Below are 21,165 nucleotides of genomic sequence, written 5' to 3' on the forward strand. Positions count from 1 at the left end.
CTCGCGTGGAGCGTGACGCTTAAACGATCGTGAGCGTCACGTCGATGTTGCCGCGCGTGGCGTTCGAGTACGGGCACACGATATGGGCCTTGTCTACAAGCGCCTGGGCGGCCGCGCGGTCCATGCCGGGCAGCGAAATCTTCAGTTCGACTTCAATGCCGAAGCCATTCGGAATCTGGCCGATGCCCACATTGCCGGTGATCGAAAGATCGGCGGGCAGGGCGATCTTGTCGCGTGCCGAGACGAACTTCATCGCACCGATGAAGCACGCGCTATAGCCCGCGGCGAAGAGCTGCTCGGGGTTCGTGCCGTCGCCGCCCGCGCCGCCGAGTTCGCGCGGCGTGGTGAGCTTGAGGTCCAGGTGGCTGGCGGGGATGACGGCGCGGCCGTCGCGGCCACCGGTGACGTTGGCTTCGGCGCGGTAGAGGACTTTTTCGATCGACATGACGGGCTCCTTTGAGCAAAGACGGTTCGGTAAAGGTAAATAAGGGTACGGCGGAGTACAGCGTCCAATTTACTGGTGCAAGGCGACAGCCATGTGCACCAGGGTCCAGCAGAAGAGCACCGCTTGTGAATTTCCGGTCGTCAGCTTTTGCACTCTATCTATTGCCAGATAGATTTCCGGCCGCCGAAACACACTCATGATGCTCCTCCTTTTAGCTATCTATCAGAAGATAGAACAAAGGGGCTAATAAAAGAGGCGGCTAGCCGCCCCGCATTACGGGCAAAAAATCCTTCACTGCGCCACGCGCCACATGGCTTCGACATCTTCGAGGCGCGACTTCGCATGAAACAAGCGGCTTGCCAGCACGCTTCCCTGCAAGGCCGCGAACAACGTGCGGGCCGCGCTTTCGGGCTTGCCCTTCACCACCAGCGTGCCTTCTTTCGCGCCCTGGGCCAGCACCTCGGCCAGCCAGTTTTCGTTGGCGCGGAAGAACGCCTGTACAGCCTGACGCACCGTTTCCGGCAGCGACTCGATGTCGGCGGCCAGCATGCCGCACAGGCAGATCTGGTGGCCGTCGCCAAGCGTCTTGCCGAAGAGCCGCGTGTACGTCGCGAGCTTTTCGCGCGCCGGGAGCGCTGCGTCGATCGACTGCAATCCCGCCATGACTTCGCCGCTGTACTGACTCACCGCCTCCAGCACCAGGTCGTCTTTCGACGGGAAGTAATAGTGGATGCTCGACGTTTTCACGCCCACCAGCTCAGACAGGTCGCGGTAGCTGAACCCGTTGTACCCCCGCAGCATCATGAGTGTGATGGCGTGGTCCAGAACCTGCTCCCGCACTGTCAACTTCGTATCCATGGGTTCTAATTTATCTACTGGAAGATAGATTGTCAAGCGCCTCATGCAAAAAAGTTTCGGGGCGCCGGGCGCGACCGCTGGGCCGCGTCCGGCGGGGCAGTGTCAGATACCGCGATGTCCGGCGCTGAAAACAAGGCGCAGGCCCAGCGCCGCGATGGCGCCAGCGGCAATGCGGTCGATCCAGCCTTTGGCGCGCAGGTAGAGATCGCGCGGACGCTGGCTCGAAAAGCACAGCGCGACGACCGTATACCAGCCGGTTTCGATCGCGAACACGAGCGGCGGCAACGCGAAGTAGCACCACAGCGGCGGGTTATGCGGCAGGAGCGCTACGAAGATGCCGCCATAGGCAATGGCCGTTTTCGGGTTGCTCAACTGGGTGGTCAGGCCGCTCCAGTACGACTTGCCGGGGCGCTCGTCCGCTGCGGCCGTCTTGCTTACCGTGACCGGCGTGCCGGCGCCGCGCCAGATGCGCGAAGCGATATAGAGCAGATAGGCGCCGCCCGCAATCTTGAGCGCAGCGTACAGCCAGGCCACGGTGGCGAGCAGGGTGTAGAGCCCGGCGAGCGCGATGCCCGCGAAGCAGATCGCACCCGTGCCCATGCCGAGCGCAGTGGCGACGCCGTCACGGCGCGATAAACCGATCGAGTTGCGCGCGACGAGTACGAAGCTCGGGCCAGGGCTCATGGCCCCGAGTAGAACGGCGAGGAGAATGCTGGCAACGGCGGCGAGAGGAGACATGCTGGCGGCTCCATGCGAGAGGGAATCCCGAACACTAACATGCGCAGCAACGCGCCGCGAGGGCTCCCCGCTGGCGCCGCAGGAGTGTGCCGGCCGCCTGAATAATGCTTAGTTATTCTGAGCGATTGTGCTTGTCGCGCTCGCGATTCCAGTGGTGCAGCAGCACACGCGTTTGTTCCGCGATGCTCGCCTTCAGGAAGTCGGCCTTCGCGCGGTCGATGTCGTCCCAGCCTAGCATCGTGAGCGTGGAGCGGCGCGCGATGAAGAACAGCAGAAACTGCCCGTACAAACTGAACATGCGCACCACGGTGAGCGGATCGTCGGCCGGCATGCCGGTAATGCGCTCGAGCAGTTGCACGTTGATGGTGTTCAGCGGCGTGCGCACGCGCTCACGCAGGATTTCCGAGCCGATCTCCGGCTCGCCGCCGCCCTGTTCGCGCGCGAAGAAGAGGCGCTGGTCCGGCCCGTGCTGCTTGACGAAGGAACGGTCGGCCACGGCCGACTGGATGTCGATGAACGCGTCGATCAGCGCTTCGATGTCCGCGTTGCGTTCGAGCGCAACGCGTGCGCGCTGCACGGCCGGCGCAAACGACTGCCACGACTCGTCGGCGATCCACTCCGCGCAGGCGCGGTAGAGGCCTTCCTTGTTCTCGAAGTAATACTGCAACGCCGGCGCGTTCACCCCCGCGCGCGCGGCGATATCGCGCGTGGAGGCGCCGTCGAAGCCGTGCTGCCCGAACAGGCTGATCGCCGCCTCGATGATCTTGCGGCGTGTCTCGTCGCCACGCGCATAGCCTCCTTCGGGCGAACGTCGCAGTTTCTTACCTTCGCTCATGCATTTCCTTTCGTATCCCTGCGAAATATAACACTTGACACAGTTTTTCCAAGTGGAATAATTTTGCCGACTGGAATAAATTGAGAAACAACAATATGTCTACGACTGCAGGCGCGCCCGGACGCGATGTGCCGGACGCCGCCACCGCGCCCGCGCGAAGCGGCGCGAAACGAACCCTTCTGATCCTGCTGGGACTCGCGGCGCTCGTCGCCGCGGCGGTGTGGCTTGGCCACTGGTGGGTTGTCGGGCGCTTCATCGAATCCACTGACGACGCCTATCTGCAGGCCGACAGCGTGACGATCGCGCCGAAGGTGAGCGGCTACGTCACCGATGTCTACGTGGCCGACAACCAGGCCGTGAAGGTGGGTGATCCGCTCGTGAAGCTCGACGCGCGCCAGTATCAGGTCGCGCTCGACCAGGCGCAGGCCACTGTCGACGCGCGCACGGCTGACATTGAGCATGCGCAAGCGCAGATCGAGCAGCAGCGGGCGAACGTCGTTCAGGCACAGGCGCAGCAGGAAGTCGCCCAGGTGAGCCTGCGCCACGCGAACGACGAAGTGGCGCGCTACGCACCGCTCGCGGCGACCGGTGCGGAAACGACCGAGCGGCTGGCCGAACTCAAGAGCGAACGCGATAAGGCGCAGGCGACGCTCGCTGCCGACGCTGCCGCCGTCACGTCCGCCCGCTCGCAGATCTCGGCGGTGAACGCCCAACTTTCGCAGGCGCGCGCGCAGCTCGAAGCGGCGCGTGCGAGTGCCGCGCAGTCGCAACTCGACCTCGACAACACGGTGGTGAAGAGCGCGCTTGCGGGCCGCGTGGGCGACCGCAGCGTGCGCGTGGGCCAGTACGTGCAGCCGGGCACGCGCATGCTGACCGTCGTGCCGGTGCAAAGCACTTACCTCACAGCGAACTTCAAGGAAACGCAGATTGGCCGCATGCGCGCGGGCCAGCCCGTGGAACTGCATGTCGACGCGCTGCCTGGCCACACGCTGCACGGCGTGGTGGACAGCTTCTCGCCGGGCACGGGTGCGCAGTTCGCGCTCTTGCCGCCGGAGAACGCCACCGGCAACTTCACGAAGATCGTGCAGCGCGTGCCGGTGCGCATCCGCCTCGAAACCGGGCCGGAAACGCGCAGCGTATTGCTGCCGGGCATGTCGGTGACGGTCGATGTCGACACGCGCTCCGCGCGCGAGGACGACCGCCGTATCGATCAAGAGAACCACCGTGGCGAATAAGGCTGCGGCAGCAGTGCCGCATCCGCATGGCGAGCGCGCGAGTGTAGCCGACTGGATCGCCGTGGCGGCGGGCGCGCTCGGCGCGTTGATGGCGACGCTCGACATCTCGATCACGAACTCGGCGCTGCCGCAGATCCAGGGGCAAATTGGCGCGACGGGCACCGAAGGCACGTGGATCTCCACGGGCTATCTGATGTCCGAGATCGTGATGATTCCGCTCGCCGCGTGGCTCACGCGTGTATTCGGACTGCGAAATTTCCTGCTGGCGAACTCGGCGCTCTTCATCGCTTTTTCGATGATGTGCGGCTGGTCGAATACGCTTGGCATGATGATCGCCGGGCGCATCGGCCAGGGCTTTACCGGCGGCGCGATGATCCCGACCGGCCAGACCATCATCCGCACGCGCCTGCCGCTTTCGCAGCTGCCCGTGGGCATGACGGTGTTCGGCCTGATCGTGCTGCTCGGCCCGCTGCTCGGGCCAGTCGTGGGCGGCTGGCTCGCGGAGAACATCAGCTGGAGCTGGTGCTTCTTCATCAACCTGCCGGTGTGTCTCGCGCTCATCACGCTGCTGATCGTCGGGCTCGAACCCGACCGGCCGCACTGGGAATCCTTTCTCAAGGCGGACTGGCTCGGCATTATCGGCTTGGCGGTGGGGCTTAGCTCGCTGACCGTCGTGCTCGAAGAAGGGCAGCGCGAACGCTGGTTCGAGTCGCACTTCATCGTCACGCTCACGTGGGTCACGCTCGCGGGCATGGCGCTCATCGCGCTTTCACAGTTCACCGCGAAAAGGCCCATTCTGCGCCTCTCGCTCATGCGCAATCCGCGTTATGCGAGCGTGATCATCATCGTGTTCGCGGTGGGGGCCGGGCTTTACGGCATTTCGTACCTGCTGCCGCAGTTTTTGAGCCTCGTGGCCGGCTACAACGCCCAGCAGTCAGGCGCGATCATGCTGCTTTCGGGACTGCCCGCGTTCCTCGTCATGCCGATCTTGCCGCGCTTGCTGGGCAAGGTGGATTTCCGCATCCTGGTCGTGTCCGGTCTGTTGCTCTTCACGCTGAGCTGCATGCTCGACATTTCGCTCACGGCGCAGAGTGTGGGCCACGATTTCGTGTGGTCGCAGCTCGTGCGCGGCGTGGCGCAGATGCTCGCGATGATGCCGCTGAACCAGGCTTCGATGGCGGCGGTGTCGCGCGAAGATTCCGGCGACGCGGCCGGGCTCTACAACATGGCGCGCAACCTGGGCGGCTCGGTCGGCCTTGCGATCATCGGCACGCTCATCGACCGGCGCGAGGCGTTTCATAGCGCCGTGCTGCGCGAATCGCTGAGTGCCAATTCGATCATCGGCCAGGAGCGTGTGGCTTCGAGCGCGGCCAGCTGGTTCACACAGACAGGCGACATGGCGCACTCGCAAATGCAGGCGCTCGGCCAGATTGCGGCGCAGATCTCGCAGCAATCGATGGTTATCACGTACTCCGAAACATTCTGGGTGCTCGGCATCGCACTGGCGGCATGCGTGCCGCTCGCGCTCCTGCTCAAGAAGCCGCAGCCCGGCGCGCAAGCGCCGTCCGGCGGCCACTGAAGATTATCTCTGACTCATGACGGCAACCCGTTACTCCCGTTTTCCCTATACCGCGTTGAGCGTGCTCGCTGCCGCCTGCGCGCTGGCCGCTTGCACCGTGGGCCCCGACTATCGCGGCGCACCGGCCGTAGCGCCCGAAGCGGCGAATTCCGCGTCGTTCATGCGCACACCGGCGCAAGGCGTGACACCCGCGCGTGCGCCGAGCCAATGGTGGCTCGCACTGAACGACCCGCAACTGAATACGCTGATCGAAGCGGCGCTCGTCCACAATCCCGATGTGCGCGCGGCGCAGGCGCGTTTGCGCGCCTCACGCGCGCAACTGCAGCAGCAACGCGCCGCCGAACTACCGAAGGTCGGCGCAAGCGCGGCGGCGATCCGCATGCGCGAGCCGAACCTGAGCGCATTGACGTCGGGCAGCAGCTCGGGGCAGAGCGGTTTTTCGGGCGGCGGCCCGATCACGTTCTACACGGCAGGCTTCGACGCGTCTTGGGAAATCGACCTGTTCGGCGGCACGCGCCGCGCCGTGGAAGCGGCGAGCGACGAGGCCGATGCCGTGAACGCCGATCTTGCGGACACCCAGGTATCGCTGGCCGCCGAAGTCGCACAGGCCTACATCGACCTGCGCGACGAGCAGCAGCGCCTCGCCATCGCGCAGCACACGGCGCAACTGCAGCAGGAGATGCTCACGCTCACCGAGCAGCGCCGCGCAGGCGGCACCGCCGCCGAAGTCGACGTCGAGCGGCTCACCACGCAGGTGGAAAACACGCGCTCCACCCTTACGCCGCTCGCGGCGCAAGTGGAAATATCGCTGGATCAGCTGGCGGTGCTCACGGGCAAGGCGCCTGGCGCGCTGGACGCGGAGCTTGCCACGGCGCAGCCGCTGCCCATGCTGCCCGCAAGCGTGCCGGTGAGCGATCCCACCACGATGCTTGCGCAACGTCCTGACATTCGCGCGGCAGAGCGGCGTCTCGCCTCGAGCAACGCGCAGATCGGCGAGCACGTAGCGGACTTCCTGCCCAAGCTCACGCTGTTCGGCGACCTCGGCTTTTCGGCGGCGGAGCCGGGCCACCTGTTCCGCAAGAACAATTTCAGCTGGGTAGGGGCGCCGTATCTGCAGTGGAACCTGTTCGACTTCGGGCGCACGTTGGGCGCGGTGCGGGGCGCAGAAGCGTCGCGCGACGAAGCCGAGGCGCGCTACGAAAAGGCCGTGCTGGCGGCGCTGCAGGACGCCAACGCTTCGCTCTCGCGCTATGGCTATCAGCGCGAGCATCTCGTGACCTTGCAGAAAGTGCAGGTTTCCGCCGAGCGTTCCGCGACGCTCATGCGCCAGCGTTATCGCGCCGGGGCGTCGAGCCTCGTCGATCTGCTCGACACGCAGCGCACGGAATTCACCGCGCAGCAGAACGTGGTGTCGGGCCAGGCCGATCTGCTCAAGGACTTCGTGTCGCTGCAGAAGAGCCTGGGTCTCGGCTGGCAGACCACGACGACGGCTACGGCCGCTGCAGGGGCAACGCCGGGCTAACCGGGTTCGGCGCTCGCATGCTCGTGCGCGGCCGGCTCGCAATAGCCGAGCCGCGCCGAGATCGCCGCGCCCGCGCGCTTGAGCAGGGCCACATAGTGCGCTTTCGTGTCCGCGCCGCAGCGCATGGTCGGAAACGAGATCGAGAGGCCGGCGATCACATGCCCGAAGCGGTCGAACACCGGCACGGCCAGGCACTGCAAACCCTCTTCCTGTTCCTCGTTGTCTTCGCCATAGCCTTGTTCGCGCACGTGCGGGAGTATGTTCAGCACCGCGTCGGCGGATGTGAGCGTTTTTTGCGTGGACTTTCTGAATTCCACGTGCGAGAGCGTTTCCTGCGCGTTGGCGGGCGGCATGAACGCGAGCAGCACCTTGCCGATGGCGGTGCTATGCAGCGGATTGCGCCTGCCGATGCGCGACTGCATGCGCAGGCCGTAATCGCAGTCGATCTTGTGGATGTAGATGATCGCGTCTTCGTCGAATGCGCCGAGGTGCACCGCTTCGCGCGTGGCCTGCGCGATGCGCCGCATTTCGATGTCGGCCTCGCGCACGAGGTCCACGCTTTCGAGCGCCTTCGCGCCCAGTTCGAACAGCCGGATCGTCAGACGATAGCGGTCGGTTTCGACTTCCTGCGCGACATAGCCTAGCGCCTTCAGCGTTTGCAGCACGCGGTGCGCGGTGGTTTTGGAAAGCGCGAGGCGCTGCGAAAGCTCGCTGATGCCGATCGGCCCCTTCTCGCCGAGCGCGCCGAGGATCGCGAACACGCGGCCGATCGACGAGACCGATTCGCCTTTTTCCGTGCTGCTGTCCGTTTCGTTCATTGCGTGCTCCTGTGCGCCGCGCTGCCCCATACCCGAATTTGCTGCTTTTTCTACGCTTGCCGCCATTGTTGCTGGTCCCTGTGACTCTCTGACGGGAGCATACCGCGTCCCACGCGCGCCGCGCGGACTAGCGCGCAAGCCAGCCGCCGTCCACGGCGAGCGTGTGGCCGTGCACGTAATCCGACGCCGCCGAGGCGAGAAACACCACTGGCCCCGCGAGATCGTCCGGTGCGCCCCAGCGGGCGGCGGGAATGCGGTTGAGGATCTCGCCGTTGCGTTGGGCGTCGTCGCGCAACGCGGCGGTGTTCGCGGTCGCCATATAACCGGGCGCGATCGCGTTCACGTTGATGCCGTGCGCGGCCCATTCGTTCGCGAGCAGGCGCGTGAGGCCCAGCACGCCGCTTTTCGAGGCCGTATAGGAAGCGACGCGAATGCCGCCCTGAAACGACAGCATCGACGCGATATTGATGATCTTGCCGCCGCTGCCCTGCGCGACGAACTGGCGCGCCGCCGCCTGGGCGAGAAAGAACACGCTCTTGAGATTGACGTCCATGACGGCGTCCCAGTCGTCCTCGCCGAAGGTGAGGGCGTCATCCCGGCGAATCACGCCGGCATTGTTCACGAGGATGTCGACCCGTCCACAGGCTTCGACCGCTGCGTGCACGATGTCCTCCACCGGCGCGATCGAACCGAGGTCGGCACGCACGTCGACAAAGCGGCGTCCCAGGGCCTCGACGCGTGCAGGCGTGTCGCCGGGCCCGGCGCGGCAAACGCCGACGACGTCGCAACCGGCCTGTGCGAGTGCGAGCGCCATGCCGGCGCCGAGCCCCGTGTTGCTGCCGGTGACGATGGCGATCTTGCCGCTGAGATCGAATGGATTGAACGTGCTGGATGCCATGAGTGCGCGGGCCTCGTATCGTGGATCTATGCCAGAGCGTGGTTCAGCGCAGATCGCGTACCGCAAGATGGTCCATGTCGCCGAACACCTGGTTCTCGCCGACCATGCCCCAGATGAACGTATAGGCGCGCGTGCCGACACCCGAGTGAATCGACCAGCTCGGCGAGATCACCGCCTGCTCGTTGTGCACGAGGATGTGCCGCGTTTCATGTGGCTCGCCCATCATGTGGAAGACCGCGGCGTCGTCGGCCACGTTGAAATAGAAGTACACCTCCATGCGCCGCTCGTGCGTGTGGCACGGCATGGTGTTCCAGAGGCTGCCGGGTTCGAGTTGGGTCATGCCCATCGAAAGCTGGCAGGTAGGCAGCACCTCGGGCACGATGAACTTGTAGATTGTGCGGCGGTTGCTCGTGGCGGCTTCGCCGAGTGTTTGCGGAGACGCTTCGGATAACGAAATGGTGCGTGTGGGATATGCGGTATGCGCGGGCGCGCAATTGAGGTAGAACTTCGCGGGCCGTGCCGGGTCGTCGCTGCCGAATGCGACCGCCTGTGCGCCCTTGCCGATATAGATCGCCTCCTCGTTGCGCACCGTGTGGCGCACGCCATCCACGTCGACCCAGCCGTCGCCGCCAATATTGATCGCGCCCAGTTCGCGCCGCTCCAGCAGATAGCTCACGCCGATCGACTTGCCGAGCGCGGCGCTCACCTCGACCGCGCGCGTAGCCGGAAACGCGCCGCCCACGATGATGCGGTCCACGTGGCTGTAGGTGAGTTTCAGCGCATCGGGTTCGAATACGTGTTCGATCAGGAACTCGCGACGCAATCCCGCCGTGTCGAGCGTCTTCGCGTAGTCGCTGTTGAGGCTTTGTCTGACTTCCATGCCATGTCTCCGTTGGATGGGTGGCGCGCCGTCTCTCGTGGACTATAGTGCAGATTCACATTTTCGGAACGTCGGTCCGGAAATGTTGCGACGCCGTAGCACGCTTGGCAAGCGGTCTGCCCAGATAGTGAATCATTCGCGGGTAAACGTTGATGATTTTCGGCTCAAAAATCGGAACAGCGTTCCTTTCACGCTGCTATCCTGTTTCCGGAAAGGGAGCACCGCGAGAAAAAGCCGGACGCACCAACGTGCCGATCCGGCAACCGGATGCAAGGTCCACGGAGGAGACATGAAGCTGAAGAAGGCAATAGACCGCATACCCGGCGGCCTGATGCTGGTGCCGCTGCTGCTCGGCGCCTGTGTTCACACATTCGCGCCAGGCGCTGGCAAGTACTTTGGTTCGTTCACCAATGGATTGATCACCGGCACCGTGCCGATTCTCGCGGTGTGGTTCTTCTGCATGGGCGCGACCATCGACCTGCGCGCCACCGGCACGGTGCTGCGCAAGTCCGGCACGCTGCTCGTCACGAAGATGATCGTGGCCTGGGTTGCCACGCTGGTTGCGGCGCGTTTCATCCCGATTGACGGCGTGAAGACCGGGCTCTTCGCCGGGCTCTCGGTGCTCGCCATCACGACGTCGATGGACATGACCAACGGCGGTCTCTATGCGGCCGTGATGCAGCAATACGGCACGAAAGAAGAGGCGGGCGCGTTCGTGCTGATGTCCGTCGAGTCGGGGCCGCTCGTGAGCATGCTCATTCTCGGCGCGACCGGTGTGGCCTTTTTCGAGCCGCGGCTTTTCGTGGGCGCCGTGCTGCCGTTTCTGGTCGGGTTTGCGTTAGGCAATCTCGACAGCGATCTGCGCGAACTGTTCGGCCGCTGCGTGCATCCGCTCATTCCGTTCTTCGGCTTTGCGCTTGGCAACGGCATCGATCTGAACGTGATCGTCACGAGCGGAATTCCGGGCGTGATGCTCGGGCTTGGCGTGATCGTCGTGACCGGTATTCCGCTGATTCTCGCCGACCGGCTGATTGCGGGCGGCAACGGCGCGGCGGGGCTTGCGGCTTCGTCCACGGCGGGCGCGGCGGTGGCGAATCCGGCCATCATCGGAGAGATGATTCCGAGTTTCAAGCCGCTCGTGCCGGCAGCAACCGCAATGGTCGCCACCGCCTGTCTCGTGACGGCGATCCTCGTGCCGATGCTCACGGCACTGTGGGTGCGTCGCCGAAGCGCGCGCGATGCGCTGCTTCAGGAACTCATGGAACCGCCCGTGCCGCCAGTGGCCGGACGCGACGCTCACATTTGATGTAAAGGCGAGGTTCCCGCGCGCGGGAACCTCGCTTCGCCCACGTAGCGCTCAGCGCACTTCGCCACGCGCCATGCTGGCGAGCACGCCGTCGCGGCGAATGAGCGCGTGAAAGAGCGCAGCCCCCAGATGTAGCAAAACGGTCGCGTAGAGCGCCATGGCAAGCCATGTATGCGCGGCGCGCAGCCAGGCGTAGAGCGTGACATCGTGCGGCACGATGGGCGGCAGGTGCACGCCGCCGAACATGACGATGGGATAGCCGCCTGCGGACAGCATCGACCAGCCGATCAGCGGCATTGCGATCATCAACGCATAGAGCGCGAGATGCGAAGCGTGCGCGCCAAGGCGCTGCCAGATCGGCAGATCGGCGGGCAATGCCGGCGCACCGCGCGTGAGCCGGACGTAGAGGCGCAGCAGCACGAGCGCAAGCAGTGCGATACCTAGCGGCCTGTGGAGCGCGAGCAGGGTGTCATGCAGCCGCGAGACCGTCGCGACCATCCCCACGCCCACGAACAGCATCGTGACGATCAGGACTGCCATCGACCAATGCAGAAGGCGCTGGAGTGCGCTGAAGTGTTGGCCCGGTTGTTTCATGGCTGCGCGCCTCCATGCGATTGCGCGAGTTTGGCTTCCTCATGCGTGCGTCGATTGAACGAAACGGAATACGCTGCCGAGCGGGCGGCGAGCAAGGGATCGTCGGAAGGCTTCAGGCCGTTGGGCAGGATGGTCGGATCGTAGTTCACGTCGCGGCACATACCATTCGCCTGCGGTTCGGCGCTCTGCAATACCAGTGTGCCGGCGTCGATTTGCTGGCGGTCTGCGGGCCATCCCTGCGTGGCGTCGTTCGTGGGGTCGCCGGGTGCGGCGACCGTGAGCACCAGATGCCAGCGTAGCGGGCCCGCTGCGAAACGCGTGCTGAAGTCGTCGGCGAGGAAATTCGGGTCGGCTTTTTCTGCGGCCGTTTGCGGGGCATAAGCCACTTCGGGCACGGTCTGCCAGCGCACGGCGCGCTGGTTGCCTGCGGCATCGGTTGCGATGAATGCGTTGACGCTATAGAACGCCGTGTTCGCGAAACTGGAGGCGGGGGGGTTCGCCTTCAGCCAGTTGCGGAACGGCAGCGTTTCCGGGTTCGCCTGGAAGAAGGCGTCGAGTTTCGCGGGGTCGGGCTTGCCCGTTGCCGGGTCCGGTTTCGAGGCGACCAGCTGGCTATAGAACTGCTGCGGAGTGCGAACGATAAAGATGGGTACGGAATTCATGCCGGTGCGCCACTGCTCGCCATCCTGCTGTTGGAAGAGCAGCGCCATGCTGCGCACGGGCGTGCTCGCGTCGGGCGCGGCGGGGTTGCTGCCGGGAATGGCGAAACGTCCGATCACGGGCGTGCGTCCCGGCGCGAACACGGCCGCTCGCGAGACTTGTGCGCCGTTGCCGTTGCTCTCGAACCAGCCTTCCACACAGAGCCCCTTGGCGTGATTGCGCCGATAGCCCGCATGGATGCCGTAGTTCGACTCGAATGTATTGATGATATGCGGCGCGGTGAGGCGTTCCGGCGTGAGCCAGCCGGCCGTCCATGCAAATGCCGCGCCAGCGCAACCCACCACGGCCGCAATGGCCGCGAGCCGGCATGGCACGCAGATCGGGGCGCGGTTCACGGGCGTGCTCCCGTGCGCGCGTGCCGCAACGCGATCGAAAGCGAAAAGTGTGCGAGTGTGTGCATGATGGATCCAGTCGAGGGCGTGAAGGCCGTTACTGGCGTCAACAATACGTCATTGCGATTTATTCCGTGTGCGAAGTGAAATCGTGCAACGATGCTCGGGCGGGCTGTGATTACAGCGCTGAAAGCGGTGGTCACAATCGATGTGCAAAGGAGAGAGCGATGCTGACTGGCGGCTGTTTATGCGGCAAGGTCCGCTACCAGATCTCAGCTGCGCCGATTGGCAGCACGGTGTGCCATTGCGTGGATTGCCGGCGCGCCTCGGGTGCGCCGTTCGTCGGCTGGGTCAGCGTGCCGTGGAGTGCGTTCCGTCTAGTTGCGGGCGCAACGAAAACGCATGTATCCAGTCCGGGTGTGGAGCGCGCGTTCTGTGCGGACTGCGGCACGCCGCTCACCTACCGCCATGCGGCGTTCGCGGGCGAGATCGACGTGGCGACGGGCACGCTCGATCGTCCCGATGACGCGCCGCCCGAGCATCACACCTGGACCTCGCAAAAGCTGGCGTGGGTGCAACTCGCGGACGGCTTGCCACAATTTCCGCGTGCGCTTCCCGAGCCGTAAGCGGCCGGGAAGCGCGCTTCAACGAGAAGCGATCAACGATGTTCGGTAACGAACTTCGTGACGAGGTAGGCTTCCATCGCTTCGCTGCCGCCTTCCGAGCCGTAACCGGAATCCTTCACGCCGCCAAACGGCGTTTCCGGCAGGGCGAGGCCGTGGTGGTTGATCGACAGCATGCCGGTTTCCACGTCGTCGGAGAGTGCTGCCGAAGTCGCGCTCGAACGCGTGTAGGCATACGCGGCGAGACCGTACGGCAGACGGTTCGCTTCGGCGATCGCGTCCTTGTAGCTCGAGAAACGCGAGATCGGCGCGATCGGGCCGAACGGCTCTTCGTTCATGATGCGCGCCGAAAGCGGCACGTCGGTGAGCACGGTCGGGGCGAAGAAGTAGCCTTCGCGGCCCACGCGTTCGCCGCCCGTCAGCACCTTTGCGCCCTGTTCGCGCGCGTCGGCCACGAGGCGTTCCATTGCCGCGAGGCGGCGGTCGTTCGCGAGCGGGCCCATTTGCACGCCGTCTTCGAGACCGTTGCCGACCTTGATCGCGCGCGTGGTCGCAACGAAGTGCTCGACGAACTCGTCATACGCGGCGTCTTCCACCATGAAGCGCGTGGGCGAGATGCAGACCTGTCCCGCGTTGCGGAACTTCGCGCTCGCGAGCAGCTTGGCGGCGCGTGGAACGTCGGCGTCGGCGAACACGATGGCCGGGGCGTGGCCGCCCAGCTCCATCGTGGCGCGCTTCATGTGCTCGCCGGCCTTCGAGGCGAGCAGCTTGCCCACCGGCGTCGAGCCCGTGAACGAGATTTTGCGGATGGCCGGATGCGCGATCAGGTACGACGACACTTCCGCAGGCACGCCGAACACGAGGTTCAGCACGCCTGCGGGCAGGCCCGCGTCGGCGAACACCTTCACGAGTTCGGCGCAGCTGGCCGGCGTTTCTTCCGGTCCCTTGAGCACGACGGTACAGCCCGAGGCGAGCGCGGCCGACACCTTGCGCACGGCCTGGTTGAGCGGGAAGTTCCACGGCGTGAACGCGGCGACCGGGCCCACCGGCTCGCGCGTGACGATCTGGCGAACGGCGTCCGAGCGCGACGGGATCACGCGGCCATAGGTGCGGCGGCCTTCTTCGGCGAACCAGTCGATCGTGTCGCCGCCCGCGAGCGTTTCGAGCTTCGCTTCGCCAAACGGCTTGCCCTGTTCGCGCGTCATGATCGCGGCGATGTCGTCGGCGCGGTCGCGCAGCAGTTGCGCGGCGCGGCGCATGAGCTTGCTGCGCTCGAGCGGCGAAACCTTGCGCCATTCGCGGAACGCGCGCTCGGCCGCGGTGGCCGCATCGGACAGGTCCTGCTCGCTCGCGAGGCTCAGGCGGCCGATTTCCGCTTCGGTCACGGGGTCGATCACAGCAATCGTCTTCGCGCCGGCGCGCCATGCGCCGTCGATGTAGATCTGGGTGTTGGGATAGGGCTTCACGCTGGAACTCATGATGGGACGATCCTTTTCAACGGTTCAACGACAGGCTCCCGCCGCGCGCACGGCAATGCGCGCAGGCGGGAGCCGGAAAATGCGGAGCGCCCATTGTGCCACTGGATCGCCGATGCTGCAGGGCGTGCAAAAGGAAAGGGCCCATGTCCGGAGACATTGGCCCTTTTTAACCCACACTATGAGAAAAGCGCGTCAGCCCGTCAAAATTCGAGCGTTGCGTTGGCAACGAAGGTGCGCGTGGCCGACGGCATCACGTAATAACCCCACGCCGCGGTCCAGTAGCGGCGGTTGAACAGGTTGTTCACGCCCGCGCGCAGCGTGACGTCCTTGCCGGCCACCTGGGTTTCGTATTTCGCGCTCAGGTCCCACGTCGTATAGGCGGAGACGAACTGCGTGTTCGCGGCATCGACGGCCATATTGCCGACATATTTGCCGCCGAACGCGACCGTGAGCGCGCGCAGGTACGATGGGTTGTACTCCACGCGGCCCGTGAGCGTGAAGCGCGGCGTGGCGTACACGCGCTTGCCTTCCACGCTCGGGTCGTCCACGTCCACGGCCTTTGCGTCGAGCCACATCACGCCGCCCAGCACGCGCCAGTCGTTGGCGACCTGCAGCCAGCCGCTCGCGTCCACGCCGTCGTAGCGCTTCGTGCCGCTCTGCACGAAGATGTTCGCCGTATTGGTGTACTCGTAGCCCTGATCGACGCGGAACAGCGCGAGGTTGGCGCCCCAGTCGCGATGGTCGGCCTTGAAGCCCACTTCGTACTGCTTGCTCTTGAGCGGGCCATAGGTCTGCGGATAGTTGGCATTCGTGTTGCTCGCCGCGCCGCCTTGCTGCAGGCCTTCGACATAGCTCGCGTAGAGCGTCGAATTCGGGTCGAGCTTGAACATGAGCGCGGCCGTTGGCGTAACCGGATTTGCGCTGTAGCTCGACGCCTGCGACTGATCGGGGTTGTAGGTGGTGTCGCGGAACTGCGTATAGCGCAGACCCAGCAGCGCGGAGAGGCGCGAAGTGAGTTGCACGGTGTCGCTCGCGTAGAGCGCGGTTTGCGTGGTGATCTCGTGGCGGTACAGGTTCTCGCCGATATGCACCGCGTCGTTCGTGAGCAGCGTGCTGCCGTAGATATTGCCGACGCCGAGGAAATAGCCGTCGTTCCAGCCTTCGCTGTTGTCGTATTCGTTTTGCTGCGACTGGTAGCTCGCGCCCACCACCACGTCATGCTTGAACGGGCCGGTGTTGAATGTGCCCTGCACGTTGGCATCGACGTTCTGATAGAAGTAACGCGTCAACGCGGCATACAGCGTGTTGTAGTAGTCGCCTTGCGTATTGAAGACGGAGAGCAGGCTGTCCGAGTTGTAGCGGTTTTCCTTGGCAAAGCGGTACTTGATGTTCGCGTGCCAGTTCTCGGAGAAGCGATAGTCGAGCCCCGTGCCGAACGAGGCGATCTCCGTTTCGTACCAGTTTTGCGGCTGCGTGAGCTGGCGCGTGACCTTGCTCGCGTCGGGAATGCCCAGCGGATTGCCGTTCTCGTCGGAGCCGAAGTAGATGCCGAACAGCGTGCCGGTGGTCTTGCGCTTCTGGTAGAACGCGTCGACCGTCCACGTGAGATCCGGCGTGATGCGGTAGTCGAGCGCAAGCGAGGCCACCTGGCGGCGCACGTGACCGTTCGCTTCGGCGGTGTTGCCGTCTTCGTTCACGAGATTGAGGCGATAGCCGAACTGCTTGTCCGGGCCGAAGCGGCCGCCCAGGTCGATCTTCTGGCTGAGCACGCCCGCCGACTGGTAGCCGATCGAAAAGCTGCGGTACGGGTCGTCGGTCGGTCGCTTGAGCACGTAGTTGACGATGCCGCCCGGGTTGGCGAAACCGTACATGAAGCCCGAAAGCCCCTTGAGCATCTCGACTTGCTCGAACTGTTCGAGCGAAAGCTCGGTGTCCCACGAGGGGAAGTTCTGCCCGTCCACCTTCACGCCGTTGAGCATGTCGACCGGCAAGCCGCGAATGCTGAACGCCGAGTTTTCGCCGGTCATGTTGTTGCCGACATCGGTCACGGCCGGGTCGTACTTGAAGAGGTCGTTGGCCGTGGAGGCGAGGCGATCCTTGCCTTCCTCCGTTGTCACCACGTTGGTCGAGAACGGCGTGTCCACCTGCCTGCGATTGCCGAGCGCGCCCGCGCTCACGCGATCGGGCGAGGCCGCCTGGCTGTCGCGCGCGGCGCTGACCTTGACGGTGGGCAGGGCCTGGGTGCTGCCGGTTTGCGTGCTGTCTTGCGTTTCGGCCTGGGCATTTTCCTGCGCCCAGCCAGGCGTGGAAAGCGTGATGAGCGTAACGCCGGCACTGACCAGCAGCGCGGCGCTGAGTTGGGCACGGCGGGCGCGCGGAGCGCATAAACGGAAGCGAACGGTGTCGAGGCGGGAGCAGCGTGCGGCGGCAGGATTATGCATATTCTTCTGATGAATTGGTCGCGACAGATGCGGCGGAAAGGTGGTCTTGATGCGTAACCGCCTTGAAAGCGTCCGGAATATTAATGCAAATGATTCGCATCTACAATAAAAAGCATAAAGCAACCCGTAAGGTTGCAAAATCGCCGCATCTTGAAGCGCCATTCCTTGCGCTTGCCGCACTTTTATGCGTTTCGGGCGGGGCAGCCCTACCGCAACGCCTTGGGCAGACAGGTAAAAAAAACGGCGCCCGAAGGCGCCGCAACAAGGGAAACAGAAAAGAAAACAGCTTGCGCTGGGCTTAGCTCAGCTTGGTGACCGGCGTGACGGCCGCGGGGTCGCTGATGCTCGGCCGGCCGTTCTCGACGTGTCCGGCGAAGCGCCAGGCGAACGTCGCATCGTCGCGGCTCGTGACCGTGAGGTCGTACCAGTGATGGCTCGAAGCGAGGATCCACGGCTCCTCGATGAAGCCGCCCGCCGGCACGACCACGTTGCGCTCGTGTGCGCCGTAGGCGTTGTCGGTCACGTTGAGGTGCGCGACGCTGGTCCCGGCGTTCGTGAACTTGAGGAAGAGGTTGCCGTTGGCCACGTCGTAGTGCGCCGTTACGGCAGGCGCCGGTGCGCGGCCGGACTTGCCCGGGCCCGATTGCGCGGCCGTGCCCGCGAAGCGGCGCACGAAGCCGTTCGGACCATGCACCTCGAACGCGTAGACGCCGTTCGTCGCGCTCAGGTCCCACGTTTCGTCGAGCGCCTTGCCGGCTTCGACCGTATAGCGCCACGGGCCGTCGCTGCGGTTCGTGCCGTACACGTAGAAGTGCGCGCCCTGGCGGCCCGTGTTCGCGAACGTGATCGAAAGCGTGTTGTTCTGCGCGTTGGCCTTCGCGTTCACATGCAGCTCGTAGGGCAGTGCGCGCGCGTAACGCACGCCGGGCTCCTGCGCGTCGATCGGCAGCGGCGTGGCCGGCACCGTGGGCGCCGAGTTGGCCGAGCACTGGTTGTCGGCGAGCGTCATGTAGTTGCTCGTGTCGGGCAGCGTGGGCATCGTGGCGTCGGGCGTGCGGAAGTCGAAGCACGTGGTGAGGTCGCCGCACACCGCGCGGCGCCATGCCGTGATGTTGGGCTCCTGCACGCCGAATCGCGCTTCGATGAAGCGGATCACCGAAGTATGGTCGAACACCTGCGAGCACACGAAGCCGCCCTTGGTCCACGGCGAGACGACCGTCATCGGCACGCGCGGCCCGAGGCCGTAGGGCAGGCCGTCGGCGGTGTACTTGCCGCCGCGCAGCGGGTTGACCACGTTGTGGATCTCGCCTTCCACGCTCACCGTCGACTTGCCCTGCGTGGACGTCGTGGGCGGTTGCGGCGGCACGATATGGTCGAAGAAGCCGTCGTTCTCGTCATACATGATGAAGAGCACGGTCTTGCTCCACACATCGGGGTTCGACGTGAGCGCTTCGATGATCTGCGAGGTGTATTCCGCGCCATAGGCCGGCGTGTACTTCGGGTGCTCCGAGAACGCCGCGGGCGGCAGCAGCCACGAGACCTGCGGCAAATTATTCTGGAGTACGTCGTTTTTCAGGTCGGCGATCGTGCGCACCGTTTGCGCGCGCTGGTAGAGCGCGGAGCCCGGCTGCGCGTTGATGAAGTTCGCGAAGTTCTGCAGGATGTTCGTGCCGTAGTTGCCGTTCAGCGGGTCGCTGCCGTTCGTGCCTTGCTGATAGATCTGCCACGAAATGCCGGCCGCCTGCAGGCGCTCGGGGTAGGTCGTCCACGAAAGCAGCTGGTAGGTGGGCGGCACGTCGCCGTCCACGTAGTCGTTGTTGTCGAGCAGCGGGCCGCCCATCGTGCCGGTCGGATCGACCATGCCGGTCATGAGATACGAGCGGTTCGGGTGCGTCGGGCCAGGCAGCGAGCAGAAGTAGTTGTCGCACACCGTGAACGCATCGGCCAGCGCGTAGTGGAACGGAATGTCCGCGCGCAGGTAATAGCCCATCGTCATGTCGGTCTTGTACTGCGGCCACTGGTTGTACAGACCGTTGTTGATCGCGTACTGCGTGGGGTACCACGAGTGGTCGAGGTCGCCCACGCATTGCGCGCTCGTCTTGAACGTGTCGAGGTGGAACGGCAGCACGGGCTTCGTGGCATCTTCCTTCGAAGGCTGATACCACACCGGCAGGCCGCCCGGCAGCGGAATCGGCAGGCGGTCGTTATAGCCGCGCACGCCGCGCATATGGCCGAAGTAATGGTCGAACGAACGGTTCTCCTGCATGAACACGACGATGTGCTCGACATCGCGGATCGTGCCCGTGCGCGAATTGGCCGGAATGGCCAGCGCATTGCGGATCGATTCGGGAAGAACGGTCATCGCTGCGGCTGCGGCGCCCGACTGCGCGACGGTCTGCAGGAAACGGCGACGGCTGGTTGACGTCATTGTTGTTCACCTTTCTGCTTGAGGTTGGAGTGTCGTGCCCGACGGTGTACTGGCACAGGTGCACACAGGGTGCAGTGCTTCAATGGCTGGACGTTGCTGAACTGCTGGAGTCGCTGCCGTTGCTGGCCTGGGTCTGCGCGCTGTCTCCAGGCGCATAGCTCATGACCGGCGTGACCTGGTCGCTGTCGGCGGCGAGGCTGGCCCGCGCGCCTTGCGCGGGGTCGCTCGCGGTGTTCGCGGCGGGTGCCGCATTCGCGCCGTATGCGGGGATGGCGCTCGGGTTAGCCGAAGCGTTCGTCGATGCATTCGCCGACGTGTTCGCGTCGGGCGTCGGCAACGGCGTGATTCGCGCGCTATTGGCCAATGGCGATGCCGTAGCGGCGCTCTGGCTTTCCGATGCATCCGGCGTCGATGAAGCTGCGGACGAGCCATAGCCCGGGCCGCATGCATCGAGCATGATGGTTGCGAGTACAACGATCGCCACGGTCGACAGGGTCGTCGACACGCGGTTGGGACGGCGTATTCTCATGTGCGCATCCGTTCTGTGGGGATGGGTCGCGCACAGTTTCGCTGTCGATGAAGAAAGAATTGTGAAACACGCGAAAACGTTTGCGAGCGATGAATTTGCTTTGCAAACGTGGCGCGCGAAAATCATTCGCCGCCGATTGGCGGCTAACGAAATGCTTTCACTTTGCGGGGCTGTTTTCGTGAGCGGGACGCAGCACGTCGGTCGCGCGATGCGGCATCTCGACCTGATCGATCAGGAACACTTCGCCGTGCGAGTGTTCCGCGCGCAGCGGCAGGATCGCCTGATAGGCGCTGGAGCGATACCACGCGCGCGCGATTTCGCGGCTCGCGAATTCGATCATGATGAGATCGCCGGAAAACTTGCCCTCGAGCCGCTCCACGCGCCCGCCGTGAATGATGAAGCGGCCGCCGAAAGGGGCGAGCGTGGCGTCGATCTTCTCCAGGTATTCGACAATCTCGGGGCAAGGTTCGACGTCGCGCAGATGGGCAATGGCGTAGGCGGTCATGGCAGGTCTCGTGAGCGTGAAAGGGTGGGCCAACGCTTGCGAGAATAGGGCGCGCAGGGCGGGGAATCGATTACCTGGGAGGTAATGCGGCCGCTGCGGCGGGGTAAAATACATGACCATCCACAGCCCGGATCGAGACGTTTTCGCTTTTCGTCACCGCCGCCATGAACCCGTCACCCGAGAATAAACCCGCGCGCAAGCCGCCGCCCAAGTGGCTGCTGAACACCCTCACGGCGCTCGTGGGCGTGCTCACGCTCGCGCTGGGTATTGGCTGGCTCATCTACAAGTGGGTGGTCGACCTGGAGGTTCCGTACTTCGCCATTCCGCTCGTGATGTGCGTGCCGGTGATCGTCGCCGTGGCGTTCCGCAACATCTGGGATTGAGGCGCGCGAGCGCCTTGC

Annotated in this window: 21 protein-coding genes; 7 read left to right on the forward strand and 14 right to left on the reverse strand. The window is 64.6% G+C overall.

Annotation, left to right across the window (positions count from 1 at the left end):
• Positions 1-19: 19 nt before the first annotated feature.
• The 4 genes from U5A65_RS11170 to U5A65_RS11185 form a co-directional block, all read right to left on the reverse strand.
• Positions 20-445 carry an organic hydroperoxide resistance protein gene (locus tag U5A65_RS11170; RefSeq protein WP_092000433.1) on the reverse strand — a complete coding sequence of 142 codons (426 nt, stop codon included), beginning with the start codon at positions 443-445 and terminating at the stop codon, positions 20-22.
• Between the two features lie 291 nt (positions 446-736).
• Positions 737-1,303 (reverse strand): TetR/AcrR family transcriptional regulator, encoded by a 567-nt coding sequence (locus U5A65_RS11175; protein ID WP_321946282.1) that lies wholly within the window; start codon positions 1,301-1,303, stop codon positions 737-739.
• Positions 1,304-1,405: 102 nt separating this feature from the next.
• On the reverse strand, positions 1,406-2,041 hold the full coding sequence (locus tag U5A65_RS11180; RefSeq protein ID WP_321909292.1) for a LysE family translocator: 636 nt from the start codon (positions 2,039-2,041) through the stop codon (positions 1,406-1,408).
• Between the two features lie 112 nt (positions 2,042-2,153).
• Entirely contained in the window at positions 2,154-2,876 is a 723-nt protein-coding gene (locus U5A65_RS11185; protein ID WP_321909290.1) for a CerR family C-terminal domain-containing protein, read from the reverse strand.
• Between the two features lie 95 nt (positions 2,877-2,971).
• Between U5A65_RS11185 and U5A65_RS11190 the strand changes: the two genes are divergently transcribed.
• The 3 genes from U5A65_RS11190 to U5A65_RS11200 are packed head-to-tail and all read left to right on the forward strand — an operon-like array spanning position 2,972 to position 7,212.
• A complete protein-coding gene (locus tag U5A65_RS11190; RefSeq protein WP_321933543.1) occupies positions 2,972-4,111 on the forward strand; it encodes an HlyD family secretion protein in 1,140 nt (379 codons plus the stop codon).
• Positions 4,101-5,690 carry an MDR family MFS transporter gene (locus U5A65_RS11195; RefSeq protein WP_415764599.1) on the forward strand — a complete coding sequence of 530 codons (1,590 nt, stop codon included), beginning with the start codon at positions 4,101-4,103 and terminating at the stop codon, positions 5,688-5,690. Before U5A65_RS11190 ends, U5A65_RS11195 begins: the two co-directional genes overlap by 11 nt.
• A 16-nt stretch (positions 5,691-5,706) precedes the next feature.
• Entirely contained in the window at positions 5,707-7,212 is a 1,506-nt protein-coding gene (locus U5A65_RS11200) for an efflux transporter outer membrane subunit (RefSeq protein ID WP_321946284.1), read from the forward strand.
• Here U5A65_RS11200 and kdgR read toward each other — a convergent pair.
• The 3 genes from kdgR to kduI all read right to left on the reverse strand — a co-directional run bounded on the left by kdgR (position 7,209) and on the right by kduI (position 9,808).
• A complete protein-coding gene (gene kdgR, locus U5A65_RS11205) occupies positions 7,209-8,030 on the reverse strand; it encodes a DNA-binding transcriptional regulator KdgR (RefSeq protein ID WP_321946285.1) in 822 nt (273 codons plus the stop codon). The two genes, U5A65_RS11200 and kdgR, sit on opposite strands and share 4 nt — an antisense overlap.
• Before the next feature lie 127 nt (positions 8,031-8,157).
• Positions 8,158-8,928 carry a 2-dehydro-3-deoxy-D-gluconate 5-dehydrogenase KduD gene (gene kduD / locus U5A65_RS11210; RefSeq protein ID WP_321909282.1) on the reverse strand — a complete coding sequence of 257 codons (771 nt, stop codon included), beginning with the start codon at positions 8,926-8,928 and terminating at the stop codon, positions 8,158-8,160.
• 43 nt (positions 8,929-8,971) lie between these two features.
• Positions 8,972-9,808, reverse strand: coding sequence for a 5-dehydro-4-deoxy-D-glucuronate isomerase (kduI, locus tag U5A65_RS11215; protein WP_321946286.1), 837 nt, complete (start codon positions 9,806-9,808; stop codon positions 8,972-8,974).
• 289 nt (positions 9,809-10,097) lie between these two features.
• On the opposite strand from kduI, the gene kdgT reads away from it, so the two are divergent.
• Positions 10,098-11,114, forward strand: coding sequence for a 2-keto-3-deoxygluconate transporter (kdgT, locus tag U5A65_RS11220; protein WP_321946287.1), 1,017 nt, complete (start codon positions 10,098-10,100; stop codon positions 11,112-11,114).
• A 51-nt stretch (positions 11,115-11,165) separates the two neighbouring features.
• Here the strand turns inward: kdgT and U5A65_RS11225 are convergent, their stop codons facing one another.
• Positions 11,166-11,708 (reverse strand): cytochrome b, encoded by a 543-nt coding sequence (locus U5A65_RS11225; RefSeq protein WP_321909276.1) that lies wholly within the window; start codon positions 11,706-11,708, stop codon positions 11,166-11,168.
• Positions 11,705-12,763 carry a catalase family peroxidase gene (locus U5A65_RS11230; protein ID WP_321946288.1) on the reverse strand — a complete coding sequence of 353 codons (1,059 nt, stop codon included), beginning with the start codon at positions 12,761-12,763 and terminating at the stop codon, positions 11,705-11,707. Before U5A65_RS11230 ends, U5A65_RS11225 begins: the two co-directional genes overlap by 4 nt.
• Positions 12,764-12,987: 224 nt before the next feature.
• On the opposite strand from U5A65_RS11230, the gene U5A65_RS11235 reads away from it, so the two are divergent.
• Complete coding sequence (locus U5A65_RS11235) at positions 12,988-13,386, forward strand: GFA family protein (RefSeq protein ID WP_321909272.1); 399 nt, start codon at positions 12,988-12,990, stop codon at positions 13,384-13,386.
• Positions 13,387-13,418: 32 nt separating this feature from the next.
• Here U5A65_RS11235 and U5A65_RS11240 read toward each other — a convergent pair whose 3' ends face one another.
• Both U5A65_RS11240 and U5A65_RS11245 read right to left on the reverse strand, forming a co-directional pair.
• Positions 13,419-14,861: an NAD-dependent succinate-semialdehyde dehydrogenase gene (locus tag U5A65_RS11240; RefSeq protein ID WP_321946289.1), complete on the reverse strand. Its 1,443-nt coding sequence runs from the start codon at positions 14,859-14,861 to the stop codon at positions 13,419-13,421.
• A 200-nt stretch (positions 14,862-15,061) separates the two neighbouring features.
• Positions 15,062-17,302 carry a TonB-dependent receptor gene (locus tag U5A65_RS11245; RefSeq protein ID WP_321946290.1) on the reverse strand — a complete coding sequence of 747 codons (2,241 nt, stop codon included), beginning with the start codon at positions 17,300-17,302 and terminating at the stop codon, positions 15,062-15,064.
• Positions 17,303-17,385: 83 nt separating this feature from the next.
• On the opposite strand from U5A65_RS11245, the gene U5A65_RS11250 reads away from it, so the two are divergent.
• Positions 17,386-17,604: a hypothetical protein gene (locus tag U5A65_RS11250; RefSeq protein ID WP_321909269.1), complete on the forward strand. Its 219-nt coding sequence runs from the start codon at positions 17,386-17,388 to the stop codon at positions 17,602-17,604.
• On the opposite strand, the gene U5A65_RS11255 is transcribed toward U5A65_RS11250, so the two are convergent.
• The 3 genes from U5A65_RS11255 to U5A65_RS11265 form a co-directional block, all read right to left on the reverse strand.
• Positions 17,601-19,730 carry a phosphocholine-specific phospholipase C gene (locus U5A65_RS11255; protein WP_321909268.1) on the reverse strand — a complete coding sequence of 710 codons (2,130 nt, stop codon included), beginning with the start codon at positions 19,728-19,730 and terminating at the stop codon, positions 17,601-17,603. The genes U5A65_RS11250 and U5A65_RS11255 overlap by 4 nt on opposite strands.
• Before the next feature lie 79 nt (positions 19,731-19,809).
• Complete coding sequence (locus U5A65_RS11260) at positions 19,810-20,259, reverse strand: hypothetical protein (protein ID WP_321946291.1); 450 nt, start codon at positions 20,257-20,259, stop codon at positions 19,810-19,812.
• Positions 20,260-20,416: 157 nt separating this feature from the next.
• Positions 20,417-20,764, reverse strand: coding sequence for a DUF1330 domain-containing protein (locus tag U5A65_RS11265; RefSeq protein ID WP_321909264.1), 348 nt, complete (start codon positions 20,762-20,764; stop codon positions 20,417-20,419).
• Between the two features lie 164 nt (positions 20,765-20,928).
• On the opposite strand from U5A65_RS11265, the gene U5A65_RS11270 reads away from it, so the two are divergent.
• Positions 20,929-21,147, forward strand: coding sequence for a hypothetical protein (locus U5A65_RS11270; RefSeq protein WP_321909262.1), 219 nt, complete (start codon positions 20,929-20,931; stop codon positions 21,145-21,147).
• The last annotated feature ends 18 nt before the right edge of the window (positions 21,148-21,165 follow it).

This window comes from Paraburkholderia sp. J10-1, from assembly GCF_905220165.1.
Classification (GTDB): domain Bacteria; phylum Pseudomonadota; class Gammaproteobacteria; order Burkholderiales; family Burkholderiaceae; genus Paraburkholderia.

Coding starts and splice junctions, on each gene's coding strand:
- U5A65_RS11170 (WP_092000433.1), bottom strand. CDS start 445: ATGTCGATCGAAAAAGTCCTCTACCGCGCCGAAGCCAACGTCACCGGT.
- U5A65_RS11175 (WP_321946282.1), bottom strand. CDS start 1,303: ATGGATACGAAGTTGACAGTGCGGGAGCAGGTTCTGGACCACGCCATC.
- U5A65_RS11180 (WP_321909292.1), bottom strand. CDS start 2,041: ATGTCTCCTCTCGCCGCCGTTGCCAGCATTCTCCTCGCCGTTCTACTC.
- U5A65_RS11185 (WP_321909290.1), bottom strand. CDS start 2,876: ATGAGCGAAGGTAAGAAACTGCGACGTTCGCCCGAAGGAGGCTATGCG.
- U5A65_RS11190 (WP_321933543.1), top strand. CDS start 2,972: ATGTCTACGACTGCAGGCGCGCCCGGACGCGATGTGCCGGACGCCGCC.
- U5A65_RS11200 (WP_321946284.1), top strand. CDS start 5,707: ATGACGGCAACCCGTTACTCCCGTTTTCCCTATACCGCGTTGAGCGTG.
- kdgR (WP_321946285.1), bottom strand. CDS start 8,030: ATGAACGAAACGGACAGCAGCACGGAAAAAGGCGAATCGGTCTCGTCG.
- kduD (WP_321909282.1), bottom strand. CDS start 8,928: ATGGCATCCAGCACGTTCAATCCATTCGATCTCAGCGGCAAGATCGCC.
- kduI (WP_321946286.1), bottom strand. CDS start 9,808: ATGGAAGTCAGACAAAGCCTCAACAGCGACTACGCGAAGACGCTCGAC.
- kdgT (WP_321946287.1), top strand. CDS start 10,098: ATGAAGCTGAAGAAGGCAATAGACCGCATACCCGGCGGCCTGATGCTG.
- U5A65_RS11225 (WP_321909276.1), bottom strand. CDS start 11,708: ATGAAACAACCGGGCCAACACTTCAGCGCACTCCAGCGCCTTCTGCAT.
- U5A65_RS11235 (WP_321909272.1), top strand. CDS start 12,988: ATGCTGACTGGCGGCTGTTTATGCGGCAAGGTCCGCTACCAGATCTCA.
- U5A65_RS11240 (WP_321946289.1), bottom strand. CDS start 14,861: ATGAGTTCCAGCGTGAAGCCCTATCCCAACACCCAGATCTACATCGAC.
- U5A65_RS11245 (WP_321946290.1), bottom strand. CDS start 17,302: ATGCATAATCCTGCCGCCGCACGCTGCTCCCGCCTCGACACCGTTCGC.
- U5A65_RS11250 (WP_321909269.1), top strand. CDS start 17,386: ATGCAAATGATTCGCATCTACAATAAAAAGCATAAAGCAACCCGTAAG.
- U5A65_RS11255 (WP_321909268.1), bottom strand. CDS start 19,730: ATGACGTCAACCAGCCGTCGCCGTTTCCTGCAGACCGTCGCGCAGTCG.
- U5A65_RS11260 (WP_321946291.1), bottom strand. CDS start 20,259: ATGAGAATACGCCGTCCCAACCGCGTGTCGACGACCCTGTCGACCGTG.
- U5A65_RS11265 (WP_321909264.1), bottom strand. CDS start 20,764: ATGACCGCCTACGCCATTGCCCATCTGCGCGACGTCGAACCTTGCCCC.
- U5A65_RS11270 (WP_321909262.1), top strand. CDS start 20,929: ATGAACCCGTCACCCGAGAATAAACCCGCGCGCAAGCCGCCGCCCAAG.